The 16,730-nt window shown below is 62.2% G+C and carries 20 protein-coding genes and 1 pseudogene; 15 read left to right on the forward strand and 6 right to left on the reverse strand.

Features of this window, described 5'->3' with window-relative positions; translation table 11 throughout:
• Positions 1-22 precede the first annotated feature (22 nt).
• The 4 genes from WS61_RS35170 to WS61_RS34795 form a co-directional block, all read right to left on the reverse strand.
• Positions 23-199: a hypothetical protein gene (locus WS61_RS35170; RefSeq protein WP_179949663.1), complete on the reverse strand. Its 177-nt coding sequence runs from the start codon at positions 197-199 to the stop codon at positions 23-25.
• A gap of 18 nt (positions 200-217) precedes the next feature.
• Positions 218-1,081 carry a hypothetical protein gene (locus WS61_RS08080; protein WP_257127198.1) on the reverse strand — a complete coding sequence of 288 codons (864 nt, stop codon included), beginning with the start codon at positions 1,079-1,081 and terminating at the stop codon, positions 218-220.
• Between the two features lie 188 nt (positions 1,082-1,269).
• Complete coding sequence (locus tag WS61_RS32870) at positions 1,270-2,400, reverse strand: ImmA/IrrE family metallo-endopeptidase (protein WP_081079312.1); 1,131 nt, start codon at positions 2,398-2,400, stop codon at positions 1,270-1,272.
• The gene (locus WS61_RS34795; RefSeq protein ID WP_081079311.1) at positions 2,397-2,993 is read right to left on the reverse strand and encodes a hypothetical protein; all 597 of its coding nucleotides are present in this window, start codon (positions 2,991-2,993) and stop codon (positions 2,397-2,399) included. The genes WS61_RS32870 and WS61_RS34795 overlap by 4 nt, the downstream gene beginning before the upstream one ends.
• Positions 2,994-3,296: 303 nt before the next feature.
• Between WS61_RS34795 and WS61_RS36040 the strand changes: the two are divergent.
• The 3 genes and pseudogenes from WS61_RS36040 to WS61_RS08105 form a co-directional block, all read left to right on the forward strand.
• Positions 3,297-3,611: pseudogene (locus WS61_RS36040) on the forward strand (AMP-binding protein); the annotation flags it as partial.
• A 50-nt stretch (positions 3,612-3,661) separates the two neighbouring features.
• Positions 3,662-4,117 carry an AlpA family phage regulatory protein gene (locus tag WS61_RS32875; RefSeq protein WP_179949664.1) on the forward strand — a complete coding sequence of 152 codons (456 nt, stop codon included), beginning with the start codon at positions 3,662-3,664 and terminating at the stop codon, positions 4,115-4,117.
• Between the two features lie 193 nt (positions 4,118-4,310).
• A complete protein-coding gene (locus tag WS61_RS08105; protein WP_059499988.1) occupies positions 4,311-5,036 on the forward strand; it encodes a hypothetical protein in 726 nt (241 codons plus the stop codon).
• On the opposite strand, the gene WS61_RS08110 is transcribed toward WS61_RS08105, so the two are convergent.
• Positions 5,030-5,308 carry a hypothetical protein gene (locus WS61_RS08110; protein WP_059499989.1) on the reverse strand — a complete coding sequence of 93 codons (279 nt, stop codon included), beginning with the start codon at positions 5,306-5,308 and terminating at the stop codon, positions 5,030-5,032. The two genes, WS61_RS08105 and WS61_RS08110, sit on opposite strands and share 7 nt — an antisense overlap.
• 39 nt (positions 5,309-5,347) lie before the next feature.
• Positions 5,348-5,692 carry a helix-turn-helix domain-containing protein gene (locus tag WS61_RS35570; RefSeq protein ID WP_257127199.1) on the reverse strand — a complete coding sequence of 115 codons (345 nt, stop codon included), beginning with the start codon at positions 5,690-5,692 and terminating at the stop codon, positions 5,348-5,350.
• 339 nt (positions 5,693-6,031) lie between these two features.
• On the opposite strand from WS61_RS35570, the gene WS61_RS08120 reads away from it, so the two are divergent.
• From WS61_RS08120 to WS61_RS08170, 12 genes are all read left to right on the forward strand, one after another.
• Complete coding sequence (locus tag WS61_RS08120; protein WP_089424780.1) at positions 6,032-6,397, forward strand: hypothetical protein; 366 nt, start codon at positions 6,032-6,034, stop codon at positions 6,395-6,397.
• The gene (locus tag WS61_RS08125) at positions 6,390-6,710 is read left to right on the forward strand and encodes a hypothetical protein (RefSeq protein WP_059499991.1); all 321 of its coding nucleotides are present in this window, start codon (positions 6,390-6,392) and stop codon (positions 6,708-6,710) included. Before WS61_RS08120 ends, WS61_RS08125 begins: the two co-directional genes overlap by 8 nt.
• Before the next feature lie 90 nt (positions 6,711-6,800).
• Entirely contained in the window at positions 6,801-7,526 is a 726-nt protein-coding gene (locus WS61_RS08130; RefSeq protein WP_059499992.1) for a hypothetical protein, read from the forward strand.
• A gap of 102 nt (positions 7,527-7,628) precedes the next feature.
• Positions 7,629-7,892 (forward strand): AlpA family transcriptional regulator, encoded by a 264-nt coding sequence (locus tag WS61_RS32880; protein ID WP_095211633.1) that lies wholly within the window; start codon positions 7,629-7,631, stop codon positions 7,890-7,892.
• Positions 7,893-7,900: 8 nt separating this feature from the next.
• Complete coding sequence (locus WS61_RS08135; RefSeq protein WP_059499993.1) at positions 7,901-8,176, forward strand: hypothetical protein; 276 nt, start codon at positions 7,901-7,903, stop codon at positions 8,174-8,176.
• Positions 8,173-8,973, forward strand: a complete 801-nt coding sequence (locus WS61_RS08140) for a hypothetical protein (RefSeq protein WP_059499994.1) — start codon at positions 8,173-8,175, stop codon at positions 8,971-8,973. The genes WS61_RS08135 and WS61_RS08140 overlap by 4 nt, the downstream gene beginning before the upstream one ends.
• Before the next feature lie 5 nt (positions 8,974-8,978).
• The gene (locus tag WS61_RS08145) at positions 8,979-9,488 is read left to right on the forward strand and encodes a hypothetical protein (RefSeq protein ID WP_059499995.1); all 510 of its coding nucleotides are present in this window, start codon (positions 8,979-8,981) and stop codon (positions 9,486-9,488) included.
• Positions 9,488-10,453: an AAA family ATPase gene (locus tag WS61_RS08150; RefSeq protein ID WP_059499996.1), complete on the forward strand. Its 966-nt coding sequence runs from the start codon at positions 9,488-9,490 to the stop codon at positions 10,451-10,453. The genes WS61_RS08145 and WS61_RS08150 overlap by 1 nt, the downstream gene beginning before the upstream one ends.
• Before the next feature lie 168 nt (positions 10,454-10,621).
• Positions 10,622-11,050, forward strand: a complete 429-nt coding sequence (locus WS61_RS08155; protein WP_157692712.1) for a hypothetical protein — start codon at positions 10,622-10,624, stop codon at positions 11,048-11,050.
• Between the two features lie 12 nt (positions 11,051-11,062).
• Positions 11,063-13,099 carry a hypothetical protein gene (locus tag WS61_RS08160; protein ID WP_157692713.1) on the forward strand — a complete coding sequence of 679 codons (2,037 nt, stop codon included), beginning with the start codon at positions 11,063-11,065 and terminating at the stop codon, positions 13,097-13,099.
• Entirely contained in the window at positions 13,099-15,393 is a 2,295-nt protein-coding gene (locus WS61_RS08165; protein ID WP_059499999.1) for a transglycosylase SLT domain-containing protein, read from the forward strand. The genes WS61_RS08160 and WS61_RS08165 overlap by 1 nt, the downstream gene beginning before the upstream one ends.
• Before the next feature lie 3 nt (positions 15,394-15,396).
• Positions 15,397-16,725: a hypothetical protein gene (locus WS61_RS08170; RefSeq protein WP_059500000.1), complete on the forward strand. Its 1,329-nt coding sequence runs from the start codon at positions 15,397-15,399 to the stop codon at positions 16,723-16,725.
• The last annotated feature ends 5 nt before the right edge of the window (positions 16,726-16,730 follow it).

Genomic DNA, 16,730 nt, shown 5'->3' on the forward strand with positions numbered 1-16,730 from the left:
CAGAAGCCCGCGTGAAAGCCGATTACCGATCCTTGAGGGCGATCAGTACGTCGCGATGCTGGACCATGACCTTCCGGATCGTCGCGGTGATCTCCCGCCTTCCTTCCGGCGTGGCGAGGCTAACCGAAGATTTCGGCCGGACGAGCACGCGTGGCTTGAGCTCAATGCCGTAGAGTTCCTTGATCCGGTCTTTATCCATGGCTCTCTCTGCGATCGATCAGTTGAGGGGCTTGAGATATTGCTCGAACTCCCATGCGTCGGCCGATGACACCTCGCCTAGACAGGACAGATTGGCAACGGTGAGAAGTTGCCGGCCCGACGCTACTGCATCCCGAGCGCGCTGGAGCTTCGCCTCGACTGTCCCCACCCATTTGACCCACTTCGTCAATTGGTCGTAGGTAAGGGTATCCACATCCAACTCGGACAGTTCCTTGCACTTCATTTCCAAGTCGAGAACGAGTATCTCCCTCAAATCGTTCTCGCGATACAGCGCATCGAGATTACTGACTTGGCCAACAGGTTCGTCGATGATGAACGGACGCGGCACGTGGCGGCCGATGCGCGCTTCTTCCGCGTCCGCCTCTTCCTTGGTGGCCTGACGCGGGACCGTCACGATGCTGCTTCCCCTTTTAACCATGTCGCAGACGTATCGGACGATTTTTTCAGGAACTCCTTTATTCAATTCCACGAGAGGGCGGGTGTGCCTGTAAACCCAGTCCGCACCTCTCTCCCCTTTACGAATTTCTTCGATGGTCTGCATCAGCTCATCCAGGCGGAAATGGAAGCTCCACAGCGTCTCACGGTTTTCCTTTTCGGTGATATCGCGCTCGAACTGGCGGGACTTGTCATTGAAATCCACGCCGAAGTGCGTTTTCCCACAATCTTTTCCGATATTGGTTTCCAAGCCACTCTTGGTCACTACGATGAAGCCGCGATTGTGCGGCGTATGGCAACTCGACAAGCCGCATCGCAACTTATCTTTGAACACGTAGCGGCCGATGATTTCCTTGAGCTCGTGCTGCTTCGGATCCAGATTGTTGGTGAATCCAGCCCGTTCGACGATTGTCGACCAGTCATCCACTCGGATGAGCTGTTTTTCGGTATTTATCGTGATCAATGCACGCCTCGCTCGAGTTACATATCCGGCCTATGCGCCGTTGTTCGATTCAGGAGCGTGCAAGCCTGCCTACGCTCAAGGAGCGTACTCACTCAGCCGGTTGGCCCAATGCCAACCCGCAGGCATAAAGTGAGTACGCGCGCCTCCCTGGCTCAGACCCTGCCAGGAGCCGTTTTGCGATATGCCCTAAGCGAAACCACTGCGCTCGTCGACCGTCTTTCAAGAGCACGAGCCTGAGGCGCTACCAACAAAAGCAGTGCCTTCTTCATCTTCACCGATGCAGCAATTTGCTCAAGCGACATACCGAGTCGTTCAGACAAGAGTGATATGGCACTGTCGAACAGTTCGGGACTCTCATGCGGAATCTGAGGATCCTCGCGCTCGCCATATCGCTCGCCCTTTGCAAACAAATGTCCGATCAGAGCGCGCTTGTACAGATCCTCGGACAGAATCCCCAATTGGCGTGCGCGGTACAGCAATGCGGCCTTGCTAACACGCCAACGCATTTTCATTTCTGATAGAGCAATCCAATTAATTTGCGTGCCGCCGCGTAGCGCCGGAAACTCCTTCGCAAACGAACTCCGCGGCAACAGGAATGCTGACGCAAAACGATTCGCCTCTGCTTCGGTCGCTTTGTCCCCGGTGCTCCGGCCAACATGGCCGACGAGATGGCCGATTTCATGGGCGTGGTCAAACCTCACTCGACATGCAGAGACGTCATTGCTGTTCGTAACTACGATAGGTCGCGGCGCGGCAATCGAGAGTGCATCAATCCCACGCCCCGCACTTTCAAATGTAGTAACAACAGCCCCGGCATTTTCGACAACCCGAACCATATTCCCAATCGGGCCGACACCAAGCCCCCAGTGAATGCGGCATTTCTCGGCTGCACGTTCGGCGGCTTCCGGCGACCCAATATCGTGTTCCGGGAAGTCGACTCTCGGCAGCCTAAGCGTACTGTCGATGAAATCAACTATCTTTCGAAAAAGCTCCCCCGTAGCCATAGCGGCCTGCTTGTCCGTTGGCTTCGTTCCGATCAATTTCCGAAAATGAAACACGTCCTCTCTCAACGCCTGCTTGTCACCTGCGAACAAGAACTCGGGCTCAACGTTGAGGAAGGACGCTAATGCATCAACCAATTGAGACGTCGGCGTATCAGTTCCCGCCTCGATACGTTGAATATATTGCTTGGACTTCTCTACAGCCTCGCCAACGTCCGCCAGCGACAATCCCTGTGCGCAGCGAACGAGGCGAAGGTTTGCTCCATCAAATACGGCTGTCATTTCGCGTTGTCATTACCTGCACGCGGAGCGGACTCCTCGGATTCCGGGATATCTGCACGCGCGGGTGCTTGAGGCACCTCTGCCGGAAGTTGATCATTGACGTCACGGAGAACACGAACATGACCGTAACGCCACTCGCACACTGCCTCCTGCATGACGTTGTAGCCGACGAAATAGATCTCGAGTTCATCATCGTCCGTCAAAGGACGCTGAACGATAAAGCGGAAGATCACCGGCTCGCGATCGTCCGGATCGAACAGTCGATCGGAATCGTTGCGGCGCCAAAAGCCCTTCTTTTTGGGAGTTTCGTGATCGTCTCGAAAGAACCGAAACGGAAGTCCACCGATCTCCAGCGTAACGTCCATCGCGGGGTTGGTCAGTTTCAGCCACTGATAGTCGCCCGAAGTTGCCAGACGAATAAGACGTTGGCGCGAACGGCTGAAGAACAATGCACCCCGGCCGTAGTTACAATCGTCTTCGGAGTCGAGAAGCGTCTCGACGCCGTAGAAGATTTCACGCAGATTCGAGGCAATCAGGTTCAGGCGGTCTTCGGACAAGGCGGCCTTTGACTTCCACGGCAATGGCATTTGCATCAGCGCTCACTTTTTCGGTTAATGACGGAATCGTCAACCGGATATTGTCGGAAAATCCAATGATCGTCAACTAGGATCTGTTGCCGCGTTTACCCGGCTGATTGCAAGTGCCGCTGGCTCGATGTGCCACGCAGCACATCAGTTCGGTATCTCGGTATTGCCGCTACCGATCTGCACGCCGCCGTGCGTGTGCATGCTCGTGCCCTGCGCGGTGCCCTCGTTGACGACGGTAAGCGGCCCCAGCATCGCCGCATTTCCGCCGGCGTACCGGCGTGAATTCGCGGCCATCGCCGTACGTTCTCGGCGGTGCGCCTGATCAACGGTTACGGGCCGACCGAAGCGACGGTCGGCGCGATCCCATGCGATACTGGGGTGATTACCGCCGACGCGCGCGATCCGTTGAGCGGCGTGCCGCTCGGCTGCCGCTGCCGAATGCGCGCACGCTGGTGCTCGATGCGTTCGGCGCGTGCGTGCCCGCCGGCGCGACGGGCGAGCTGTATCTGGGCGACCCCGGGCGTCGCGCGCGGCAACCTTGCGCGTCCGGCGCAAACGGCCTAGCGCTTCGTGCCAGATCCATACGGCGCGCCGGGCGCACGGGTGTACCGTACCGGCCCTCGCGCGCCTGCGCACACAATGCGTGAACGCCAGTTGCAACGTGGGAGGATGCTATGCGCGCGCTCCGTATGAAGGAAGTGGTCAAGAAAGTCGGTCTTGGCCAATCGACGCTCTTCCGCATGATCAACGCCGGCACGTTCCCGAAGCCGTTCGAACTAGTGCCGGACCGCGCGGCGTGGCTGGAGAAAGACATTGATGCGTGGTTGGCGCGCCAAGCAGGGCAGGAGCGGGTATCGCAGAGTGTGCCGACGAAAGATGAGAGTCTGCGCATCGACGAACTGGCACGCAAGATTGCTTCACGCTTGACGCCGCACGCGCTCTGGGATCTCGCCGAACTGGCCGCCTATCTGCACCGTAGCGAGCAGCACACGCGGCAATGGATAACCACGCAGGACGGTTTCCCGCACCCGATCCGCATCCCGTCAGGCAAGAGCGCGACCGAGCGTGCACGGCCGCTCTGGCGCGCGAAGGACGTGATCGCGTGGGCGGAAAGTTGTATCGAGCCGTGACGCTCGTCAAACTAAGAAGCACTGCTCCTACGATAGTTGCCGTGATTCGTTGATCTTTCATACGATTGATTTAGCATCGCGCGATGCACTCTAGATCGAGTACCGAACGTCGCGTCCGGCCATCGTCGTCGAGGAAGTACTGCGCTGGTGATTCACCGGCGCGTAAGGCGCCTCTGGCGCGCTGGGAGGGCCGTTGAACAGGGCCTTCGCGTTCTTCCAGCGCATCACGATCCTGATCCGCAAGCAGCTTGAGCGGATCGCCTGGTCTTCGGAAGGGGATCACTCCGTTGACGATTTGATGAGCGAAACCTGGCTGATCGTGGATGAGTTCCACGCAGATCCCGATGCAGCCCCTGACCCGGGCGACGAAAGCCTGCGCAACATGATTGTTGCTCGACTGCAGCGGCAGTTCGGGAAATTCGTCAATCGGAAGGAGCGGTTCGCGTTGCGAATCGATCGAGACGATATCGACGACGATGGCGACTTTCTTCCCAGTGCCGTCGGCGCACGCCTCTCATCTCCAGAAAAATACGAGCCGCTCGTCGCGCTTGAGATGCGCGAAGAAGCCGCTGCTGCAGCGAGGGCGATCGGTGGCCGATTCTCCGAGGCCATCGCATACCTGCGTACGTTTGAACGATTCGATGGTGACGCAGTGCGTGTGGCGACGTATCTGGCGATTGGACCGCGGACGCTCAATCGACGAGTGGCGCGCGCGTCACATACCGAGGAAACCCAGCCGTCGATGTTCGATGGCATCGAGGCGATTCCAGCTGATTTCGTGCCACTGGCCGGTCGATGGGCGTCGCCACCGCTACCGCATCACTATCGACCGGCATGTGCGGCGGCGTGGCCCGTGCAACTGCAGTTCTTCATTCGGTCCAGCAAGCTGTTTTTCTGTCGTCGCCGGCGGAATCAGTAGCCGGGATTCTTGTAGCCGCGCTGGCCCGTGTACGGATTGACGTTCCCCTGCGTCGAATAGTTGTTGTACGGGTTCCCGTCGGGCGCGGAGCGATGGTAGGGCTGCACGTACGATCCGTCGCTGCGCGTGTAGCCGCTGACGGTCTGATCGGACCCGAAGCCCGTCGAGCCGCCGTACAGATTCGGACTCGATCGATGGCTCCCATACAGCGACTGGGCGAAGGTCGGCGCCGCGGCGATGCAGGCGATCAGAAGCAATGCTTTTTTCTTCATGGTGGTCCCCCGGTATGCCGCACTGGAGCGGCGAAATGGTCACTTGTTTTTCGTGCGGGCGAGAAACAAATCGATCTGCCCGATCGGGATACGGCCGACGCCGTTCAGCTTCAGCTTCCCAGTGCGCACGAGCGTGTGCACTGTCCGGGCGGTGATGCCGAGCATATCGGCGGCCTGCGCCTGCGTCACATGCACCGGCCGTGGCGGTTGCTGTTCGAACAACTGCACGGCGCGGCGTGCGATCTGCAGAATTTGTTCTGCCGACAACGAGCCGCCCGAACTTTCACGGTGCCGTGGGAGTGCATCGACCTTGCGTACCAGATCATCGCTTTCACGCTTCAGCCGGGCCGCCGTCGCGCGCAGTTCTTCCATCGGGTCAGCCATGACGTTCTCCCCGAATACGAGCCGCCATCTTGCCACGATCGCGCAAGTTTACAAATTCCTACTTGACGGGTTGCGAATCGGGGGGATAATCTGAACCGTCGCTGAAACAACAGCGGCCGGGTTTGGCGACCTGATTCCACAAAGGCGGACGACGACCGCCATATGGCGGTATTTTTTCGTCTGTACACTACGCGTGCGTCCAATCAACGGGCGGGCAGTGGTGGGGATACCTTCGGGTATGCCGGGTTCCTTTGTGTCCGGTTCGCCAACCTCGTCATCTGCCTGCCCACCCCTATTTGGCGATGGGGGCGCAGGTTCTTTGATCACAAAGGACCCGTCATGTCGACCCAAAATCCCTCGCTTATTTCCTCTCCGAAGTCCGATTACACCGACGCTGCATTTCGCGGCGCGCTGATGCGCGATCAGTACACTGGCGCAGATCAAGGCGGCTTTGTCTATTTTTCCGACTTGGCTGATGTTGCGCGTGCAGGCGACGCGCTTCGGACCATCTCCCGTCTCGTTCACAACAGCCTTTCCGAGCCGGAAATGTCGGATGCCGAGCCGCTCGGGCTGTCTGCTCATCTGGGTCTGCTGAACGCGGCCGAAGTGATCGCGAGGTACCTTGTCGACCTTGAGGGGCGGATGCGTCAAACGGCCGACTCGCGCGCTCGATTCGAGGCTGAACGGGAGGTCCAGCATGGCTAAAGCGTCCCAACTTCGATCGGAATCGGGCGAGTTTTCGGCGACCTTCGAGGCCGGCGCGACGTCGATCTGCCGACGTTACGATCAGCAGTCGCCGGACGTGACGCTCGCGTGCGAGACGACGCGGCTCGATGTGTTGGCGTCGGTGCTGCTTCGCGACAGCATGTCGCCGGCGGGCGCAGCGGTCATGCCTGATGACGATCGCGCCGTCCTGATCGAGATGCTGGCTGACGCCGCGGCGGAGGTGCGCCGGCTCGCGCAGTTGACGGAAGCCTATGTGAACACGCTGCAGGGGGAGCGCGCTGCTGCGGCATAATCGTTTCACCGCGCCTAGCTCGACGGGGCGAAAACCGGGCTCCCTTACCCGGCCGGCGCGGTTCCTCATAAGGGGGTGCGTGAGGGCGCAATGGATCGCGAGGACAAAGGAACGGACGAGGGGCTGTTACGGTTCCAGACCGCCGAAAATGATTTGCACGATATGCGTTTCCGAACACTGTCTGTGTCCGAACAAGACTTTCTGGCCAATCGACAGGAGGCCAGGATTGGTATCGTGGAGCATCTTGAGGCCTATGTTCGGGGTGACATTCAAGCAGTCGACGAAAGCGTTGCGATGCAACTGATTGCAGCGCTTCGCATGGTCGATACGCGAGAGGAGCCTGGGCTGTTGAAGGGTATTCCGAAACCGGGGCCTCGACCTATCACGCTCGTTGCAGCAGGGTGTGTAGCAATCGCCGTGCAATATATCCGCCTGATGAAGGCGGCCCGCGACTGGTGCAAGTCCATTGCGGAGGATCCGCATATTGACGGTGGCTGCGAAAAATTCGGCACCACGCCAGAGCGGGTGTTGGAGATCATCGCTCTCACAAAGATCAAGCGTCGTCGTCCTGCACCTGAGATGCGAGCGCAATTTGGTATCGATGACGATCCGGTCAAATCTGTCATGGCCTCTTTTGCCGTGGATCGAGACACCGTCGAGAAGTGGCAGAACAAGTATCGGGATCAAGTCCATGACTTCCGAGATCCCTTCGTGGATGACGGTGCTCCGGAATTCGGCACAGAGTCGCTATTGCGCGCCAGAAAATTAATGAACGCGAGCGGGGAGCGCTACAGACGCGAGAAGGGGCCAGGGTGACGCACGCCATGGGGGTAAATTAACGCGAGATTTTCGGGGATTCGCAGAGAACATCGACATCCCTAGTATCGGACGTGTTCAAACGACCGCAAGGTTCTGCACATGTCTACAACCCCTGCCCGCGCACCGATCGCTGATGGTGCGAATCCCATCCCCCAGTCGCTGCCGCTCGATGGCTTCACGCGCTGGGCGGATCTCAAGCACATCGTCCCTTTTAGCCATGAGACCTTGCGGCGACGCGAGATGAATGGACGGTTTCCTCGGCGTGTGCAGATTGGCTCTGCACGATGCGTCGGCTGGCCGAATCGCGAGATTCATCGCTGGTTGGCCGACCCGGACGGCTACCGCGTTCTCCAACCCGCGTGAGGTGCGCCATGACGGCAAACCTTGCGACCCGCGCGCGCCGCGTCGGCACTATCCAGTTGCGAAGCTGGTCGACGTGCGCCGCCATACGCTCTGCGGCCGCGCTCGGGCGATCTGTCGATGACCACGCGCGCGAGCTGCGTATCGACGCGCTCGGGCGGCTGATGTGCGCGGCCGGCACGCGCGTCCTGCGCGCTCGCTGCAGCTATCTCATGCGTCTGGAAATCCGGCACCGCAGCGCGGCGCAGATCCGGCGCATGGAAGATGCGATGGGGCTGCCGGCATGACGCGTCCATCGTTCCAGTTTTACCCGGGCGACTGGCAGGCGAACAGTAACCTGCGGCGCTGCACCCACGCCGAGAAGGGCGTGTGGATCGACGTGATGTGCCTGCTGCACGACTCGGAGGAATACGGCGTCCTGCGCTGGCCGCTCAAGGAGATTGCCCAGGCGATCGGTGCGCCGCTCGCGACGCTCCGAGCCATCGTCCACAAGGGCGTATTGAAGGGCGCCGACAACGGGCAGCCGTGCGCCGCGTGCATCTACGTGCCGCGCTCCGGTCGCCGTGACGGCGAACCGGTGACGCTGGTTGCCGAGCAGGAAGGCCCGCTATGGTACTCGTCGCGGATGGTCAAGGACGAGTACGTGCGTTCGGTTCGTGGCGAGTCGTCGCGATTTCAGACAGGCGACGGCAGCGCATCGAAGGGCGCACCAAAGCCCCCCTTGGGTGATGGCACCAAAGCTTCACCAAAGCCCCCCTTGGGTGACGGCTCTTCATCTTCTTCTTCATCTTCAAAGAAACAAACACAGCGCGCTCCGCGCTTCGATGCGCAGGCGCATCTCGAATCTTTTGGGGTTCCCTCGGAACTCGCCAAGGACTGGCTCGCTGTCCGCAGGACCAAGAGGCTGGCGCCCACTGCAACAGCGTTCGATGCCGCCAAGGCCGAGGCGGACAAGGCGGGGATCTCGATGACTGACGCTCTGCGGACATGTGTTGTCCGCGGGTGGGGCGGCTTCAAGGCGGACTGGCTCGAGAGCTCGTCCCCGCGGGCGAACGGCCAGTCCGCCGACAACCCCTTCGCCTGACCGCCATGAGCCTTCGCTATCCATCCAACGGTGCCGCGCTCGTGTCCATGCGCCGCGCCGGCCGCGTACCGGATTTGCCGGTGCTCGTGGCGCTGGCTGGGCCGCTGCGTTTCGACAACGTGACGCTCTCGGCGGCCGCCGGCCAGCGCTACGACTGGCGTCCTATCGCCGCGCTCGACGTCGAGGTATTCGCGTCGGCTGACGTGCCCTGGAGCGATCTGCTGCACACGCTCGCTGACATCGCGGCCGCGGTGCCCGACACGCTGGTGCTCACGTTCCGCGAAGGTCCGCGCGTCCATTGCGGCGAGCGGCGCGCGGTGCCGGGCGAGGACTTCGCGCTCTTCGACTGGTTCCCGATGGTGATCGCGCCGATGTGCTGGCCGGCATCGCACACGCTTGCGCGCCGTTTGTTCGATGCGTTGGGCGACACGCTGCCGAATCCCTATGACCACGCGTGCCAGCTCGTGGCGCAGCTCGCCGCAGAACGAAACGGAAACACCAAGGAGGTGGCCTGATGGCCCGAACACTACCCGACTCGATCGACTGGGAGGCATACGCCAGAGACGAGGACGACGGCCGCGCGGACGTGCGCCGTGCCAGCGAGTTCATCGAAGATCTTGTCGAGCACCTGCACAGCCCGAAGGAAGTCGCATCCGGTACGGCAACGCCGTGGTCTAGCGTTGGCGACGCCCTCCGCTTCCGCGAGGGCGAGGTGACGCTCTGGGGCGGCGTGAACGGTCATGGCAAGTCCGCGGTGCTCGGCGAGGCGATGCTGCACGCCATGTCGGCCGGCGACCGCGTGTGCATCGCGTCGATGGAGATGCGGCCGATCGCGACCATGGAGCGCCTGACGCGCCAGGCCGCGGCAACCGCGATGCCGGCGCCGGACTTCATTCGCAGCTTCGGACGGTGGACGAACGATCGGCTGTGGCTGTACGCGCATGTCGGTACGGTCGAGCGCGCGCGCATGCTCGCCGTCGCGCGGTACTGCCGCAAGGAACTCGGTGTGCATCACGTCGTGATCGACAGCCTGCTGAGGTGCGGTATCGCCCCGGACGATTACGCCGGCCAGAAAACGTTCGTCGACGCGCTGTGCTCTCTGGCGCGAGATACGGGCGTGCACATCCACCTCGTGCACCACGCGCGCAAGGGTGAGAAGGAGGCCGTCGTGCCGGATAAGTTCGATATGAAGGGCGCCGGCGAGATTACGGACCTGGTCGATAACGTGCTGATCGTGCACCGGAACAAGACCAAAGAGGCGCTGTTGCGCAAGGACACGCTCTCCGATGAGAAGCGCGAAGAAGCCGAGCAGCAGGCTGATACCGCTCTGATCTGCGCCAAGCAGCGCCATCACACATGGGAGGGCACTGTGCGTCTCTGGTTCGATGCCGCAAGCCTGCAATTTCGCGATTGCCGGGCCGATGGCGCGCGGTATCTGGATCTGGCCTCCGGTACGTGGAGGCATGGATGGAGTCGCTAGTTGTACTCGCCGCGGCCGCCGACCGATCTGTCGGCCGAGCTGCGTGGTTTTGTAACTCGTATGGCCTGAACAGGGCCGCAATGACTTTCGAGGTGTCGCATGTGTGATCCGGTGACGGTATTGGGAGCTGTGACGACTGGCGCGAAGCTTCTGCCGGCGGTTGGGTCGGTGCTGACGTCTGCGAGCGGTGTCGCGCAACAGGGCGCCGCAGCGCAGCAAGCGGCCGAGTTCAACGCGCAGCAGGAGCTGATGCAGGCTGACCAGACGCAAGCGGCCGGCTACCAGCAGGCGAAGCGTATCCGCGAGCAGGGGCGTACCACGGCCGGACAAGCGACCGCAGCACTGTCGGCGTCCGGCGTCGACGTCGGCACCGGCACGTCCAACGACGTGCGCGAGCGCATCGGTCAGAACACGGAGACCGACGCGTTCAACACGATTCTGAGCGCCGACACGAAGGCACAGGCGATGCGCGGGCAGGCGCAGATGACGCTGGCCGCCGGGCAACAGCAGCAGCGCGCTGGCGGCATCGGTGCAATGACGTCGGTGCTGTCGGGGGCGTCGCAACTGATAACCGGCTGGAAAAAACTGACCAGCTAAACCGGAGGACACATGGCACGAATTCCCCTTGGCGATCCAGCGAGCGCTGTCGCGCAGCCGGGCCCGGCAGTCCAAGCCGATCCGGCCGCGTTCGGCGCGGCGACCGGACGCGCGCTGCAGGGTCTTGGCGAGGCCGGCACGCAGGCCACCGTTGACTTCATGCAACAGCAACAAGATCTCGCCCGGACGAACAACGTCGTTGCGTTCCAGACACATGAGGTGAACGTCAAGGCAGCGAAAAAATCGCTCGACGAGCAGTTGATGAGCGGCGCAATTGATCAACCGACGTACGAAAAGCAGCTCGCCGACGCGCAGAAGCAGTCGTTCGACTCGACGATCGGCGCGCAGCCGGACAGCCATTTCAAGAAGGTTGCGATGATCCAGGCGCAGGCGTTGGATCGAGCCACGGCCTTGAGCGTGCAGGAGACGCTCACGAAGAACAATCAGCAGCTCATCGGGGCGAACACGGAAACGCTGCTCGATACGGCGGGCAAGGAAATAGCAACGAACCCGGCCGGAATCGATAGAGCCATTGCGAGGGTGCGGGCGGTGTACCCGAATATGGCTGCGCTGGCAGGAATCGCGAAACCTATCGCGGAGAAGCGACTGCAGGACTGGACGGATTCGCAATGGGCAGCGCATGCGCAGTCGATGGCGATCACTGCGCGCGCAAACGACGACCTTCCCGCGCTGACGAAGCTGGAGAAGGATCTGACGTCGCCGGACGGCTACTACGCGGGCAAGCTCGACGCGGGCAAGCATAACCAGGTGCTGTCGACGGTAGTGTCGTTGAAGGCGCAGATCGAAAACCAGATCGCGTCTCAGAATCGCGCGCGGGAAAACGACGCGATCACGGCCGTGAATCAAGCGATCGAGTTCAACGATTCGGGTTCGTACATGTCGCCCGAGTACAAAACCGACTTCCTCGCGCGGACAAAGGGCACCGCGATGGAGAAACAGGCCCAGGAGCTGGTTCGCCTGAACGGTCCGGCCAACGCCTTTTCGACGGCAAGTGCGAGTGAGCGCGCAGCGATGATCCAAGGGATGGAACGGGATCAGGCCAACCCGAAGATCGGTACCGACCCGCTCGAGCAGAAGCAGCTCGCAACGTGGCGGACGATCAACAGCCGCCTGACCGACGGGTACAAGACGGCACCGTGGGAAACCGCGGCGTCGGTTGGGGCGATTCGAGAGATTCCTCAACTGGACCTCGCGAACCCGACCACCATCGCGAAATCGCTGTCCGTGCGTTCCGCTGCGGCCGGCGTAGTCGAGCAAAAAGCCGGCCACCCGATCTCGCTGCTGACAAACGACGAAGCGCGGCAGCTCGCGCGAATGCTCGACGCGTTGCCGGCGGATCAGCGCGGGCAGGAGGTCAGCGATATTGGCTTCGCGATCGGGAACGCGGATCGCATCGGTGCGCTCGCCGATCAGCTGCATGACGAGCGACCGGTCGACCGCCTCGCTTTGCTCGCCGGGTCCAGTCAGCTCACGTCGACGGGCGGCAAGCGTATCGCGTCCCTGATCTATCAGGGCGCCGAGGCGATCCGCGACAAGCGTGCGGGTGTCGACGACAAGCTGCTGCAGGGCGTCACGGCACTGGCGTCGGCCCAACTGCGCGAAGCCTTCGCGAGTGCGAAAGCCGCCCAGGATGCGATCGACACGACGAAATACCTGTACGCGTATGGGGCAGCCAAAAACAACCTCTCGAACGCGGCGGTCGACGATGGCCAGTTGAATGCGTCGATCAGCGGCGCGACAGGCGGCGTTGTCGACCTGAACGGACGAAAGACGCTCAAGCCGTACGGGTGGGACGACGCACGCTTCAATACCTCGGTCAAGGGCGTGAGCGCGTCGAGCATCATGACCCCGATCGATGACGGCAAGGTGCACATCGGACAGACAGAGGTTCCGGTGGCCGACTTCGTAACGAAGTTGCCCGCTGCGCGCTTGGTTCGCGTCTCACCGCAGGGCGTGTACGCCGTGACGGCCGGCACCGGCTACGCGACGAACTCGCAAAAGCAACCGATCCTGATCAGGCTGAAATAATGGCGCAGACACTCTTTACCGACCCGTACGCGCAGGACACGCTTCGCGCGATCGACGCCGCGAATTCAAATCCACTGCCATCGCCGCAGGTGTCGCCCCCGTTTAAGGTCATCGACACCGTCACAGCGCCGTTCCGCGGTGTCGCGGCGGCGGCTGCCGAGGTCGGGGCTTTCGGGTTCGACTCGATCAAGTCGTTCGGTGACGTGGTGGCCGGGTATACGGCAAACACGGATCCATCCCTGTTGACCGATCCGCAGGCACAGGCGAAGCGTTGGCAGGAGGGTGAGCAGGCTCGTGCGAACCTCGCCAGCGGTGCCTCGTATTCTTCAACGATCGGTGACAACCTGTATGGATTCTCGTCCCGTCTGGCGCCGGATCCGGCTACCTCCAACATTGCCGAGCAGACGGTGTTTGGCCTGTCGCGCGGGTTGACGAAATACATCGGATTCTCGCTCGCCACGGGTAACCCGTTCACCGGCGCGGCGCTGACCGGCGCGAGCGAAGGCGAAACGACGTCGCAGGGGCTTCGCGAGAAGGGTGTTGATCTCGGCACCCGGACGGCCGCCGGCGCGGTCGCAGGCACGGGCGCCGCGCTCGCTGGCGTGATCCCGGTCGCCGGCGGCACGATTGCCCGCACGGTCGCACTCGGCCTTGCCGCAGGGCCGGGTCTGCAAATCGCGCAGACAGCGATGACGAAGGCCGTACTTCAGTCCGCCGGCTATCAGCAGTTGTCGGATCAGTACGATCCATTCGACCCAATTGCGTTGGCTGTTGCGGCTGCGACGGCGGGCATCTTTGGTGCGCTCGGTTATCGAGGTGTTCATGCCGAAGCGCAGGCGCGTGCAGCGGCGCCGCAGGTTGATCCGGCTGCCGCACGGCAGTTGTCGGCGATGAGCTTGAGCGAGCGAAAGGCACTTCCGTTCAACGACTCACGTCTCGATGCATATGCGGTGCAGGCCGCACAGCGCGAAGGATTGCCACCGGAATTCGGCGACCTGATGGTCGCGCTGAAGAATGCCGGGGAGCGCTCAAATTCCGGGCAGGTCTCTCGCAAGGGCGCGGCCGGTATCGCGCAGATGATGCCGGGCAACATGCGGAAGTTCGGCGTGACCGACCCCACCGACCCAGTGCAGTCGATCGACGGCATGGCGCGGTATTTGGCCGCCACTCGGCGACAGTACGGGGACAACCTGGCTGTCATCATCGCCGATTACAACGGGGGGCCACCTCAGGCGAATGCGGTGCGCCAGGGTAAGCAGCCACCGGCCGCCGAAACGCGTGCATACCTTCGGCGGGTTCAGCAGTATCTGGCGGATCGCGGCGCCGATGAGGCGCTGCGTGGCGCGCAGCCAACCCCGGATCAGGTCGACGCCGCGCGGGTCGTCTATAACCGTCAGCTTCTCGAGCAGGCCAGCCTCGGCCAGCCCGATGACCTCGACGCATTGGCGACGCATCTGACGGCCTTCCAGCGTACGATCGATCAACTGTCGATCGGCGACCGTGTCGAAGTCGGCGATCTGATCCAGCCGGACCAGATTCGGCACGTGGACGCGCTGAACGACATGATCGGCCGCTTGGAAGATACGCGCGCTGATCTGCTCGCCGATATCGGCAACACGGCCGAGCGAGGGCAGGTGTCGCAACTCCGAGCGCAGCTTGCGGACTTAGAGGCGCAGCCTCGACCCACGCTGCAGGACGTGATGGATTCGATGCAGTCGCGTCGAACGTATTCGGTATCGAAGACGCGTATGGCGCGCGAGCAAGCGCAGATGGAGCGCGACGCACCCGTCGAGCTGCAGTCGCGCATCGATGCGCAAGACGCTCAGATCGCGCGACTGCGCGGCGCCATCGAGACGAACCGGAACGCGGAGCTCGCGCGCGCGGCGCTGCCACGTGTTGACCAGCAACTCACCGCACTCCGTAACCAGCGAGATGTGGTCGGCGCGCCGCCGAGCCGCCGAACAGCGATCGCGACCGCAGCGCGCGAGGCAGCGGCAGAGGCTGCGCCGAAGCACGAAGCGGTGACTGTACCAGCGCAGGACGACGCATCCCTGCCGGTGATGGAGCATACCGCCTTGCCGCCGGCGGGGCAGTTGACCGACTACACGCCCGAGTTTCACGCGGCGAACGCGGATCGCCCCGTGTGGGCGGAATCAAACCCCGAGACAGGGGAAACGCGATTGTCGACGCTATCCGAGCAAATGGCCCTGATCGATGCCGAAATGGCTCGGCAGAACGAAATCATCCCGCTGTTCCGCATCGCGGCACAGTGCTTCCTCGCGAATGGAGAATGAAACGTGAATCCCGCATGCATTGAAGCCGTTTCCCGGGCCGCTGGCCGGGCGCTCGCGCGCAGCGAGATCGACGAGATCGACAACCGGATCCGTGACACGGCGCGGCGGCTCGCGCGCCAGGATCGGGCGAAGTGGATGGCCATGTCGGCTGATGACCGAACGATGGCGGCCGCCGAGCAGGCGGCGGCCGATATGAAGGCTGAGGCTGAGCGCACGTATCGGAATGCCCAATTGGCCGCTCTGAAGACGGTGCAAACCGACACGCGGATTGCGGGGGACCTCGCCCGCGGCGGCAAGCGCGCGCATGCGCTCGTCGAGGACATCGTTCGCACGCAGGACAACGCCGCCGCGATCAAAAATGAGTCAATCGGCCAGTTGATGGAATACATCACCGCAGTGAAGTCCAACGAGGGAGCTGGACTCACGCGACGCATCGCGATGTACCTGTTCGATGCCGACAACCCGACGATGACGCGTGACCTGTTCCGTGAAATTTTCGCCAACGCCGACGGCAGCAGCGGCAATGCGATCGCCCAGAGGGGCGCGCGCGCGTGGCTCGACGTGATCGGCGCGCTGCGCGAGCGCTTCAATCGGAGCGGCGGCGACGTCGGCCGGCTGGATTATGGGTACACGCCGCAGCCCCACGACTCCACGAAGGTACTTGGCAAGGGCGGTGACGCTGCGCGGGATGAATGGGTGAACAAGCTGATGCCCAAGCTCGCGCGCGACCGATACGTGAATGAAGACGGGACGCTGATGAGCGACGACCGGGTGACGGATCTGCTGCGTGCCGCGTGGGAAACGATCAGCACGGACGGACTGAACAAGCTCGAACCGGGTAACGGCGGCATGCCCGGAACGGGCGCGCGAGCGAACCGCGGCAGCGAGGCGCGGCAGATCCATTTCAAGGATGCCGAGGCTTACCTGGAGTACATGAACGAGTTCGGCAAGGGCAGCGCGTTCCAGGCGATGATGGGCCACCTCGGGCGGATGTCGAAAGACATCGCGCTCGTCGAGGCGTACGGGCCGAACCCGAACAGCCAGATGCGCCTGCAGTTCGAGCTCGCGGCGAAGGTAGACGGCCGGCCGGTATCGGATTTGCCGAAGAGCTTCGGCGTGCGTCCTCAGACGTATTGGGGGCTCGTCAACGGCGAGTTGTCGACACCCGCGAGCGCGCGGGTGTCGAACATCGCGCAGATGATTCGCTCGATCGAGACGTTCGGCAAGCTGCAGGGGACGCTCATCGCGTCCATCTCTGACTTGCGGTGGACTAGACTAAATCTGACAGTGGTTGGTTTTTCATGCTGGCGCGCATTGGCGCGAAGGGTGTAGCCCGT

The sequence above is a fragment of the Burkholderia sp. ABCPW 11 genome, from assembly GCF_001523445.1.
In the GTDB taxonomy this organism is placed as follows: Bacteria; Pseudomonadota; Gammaproteobacteria; order Burkholderiales; family Burkholderiaceae; genus Burkholderia.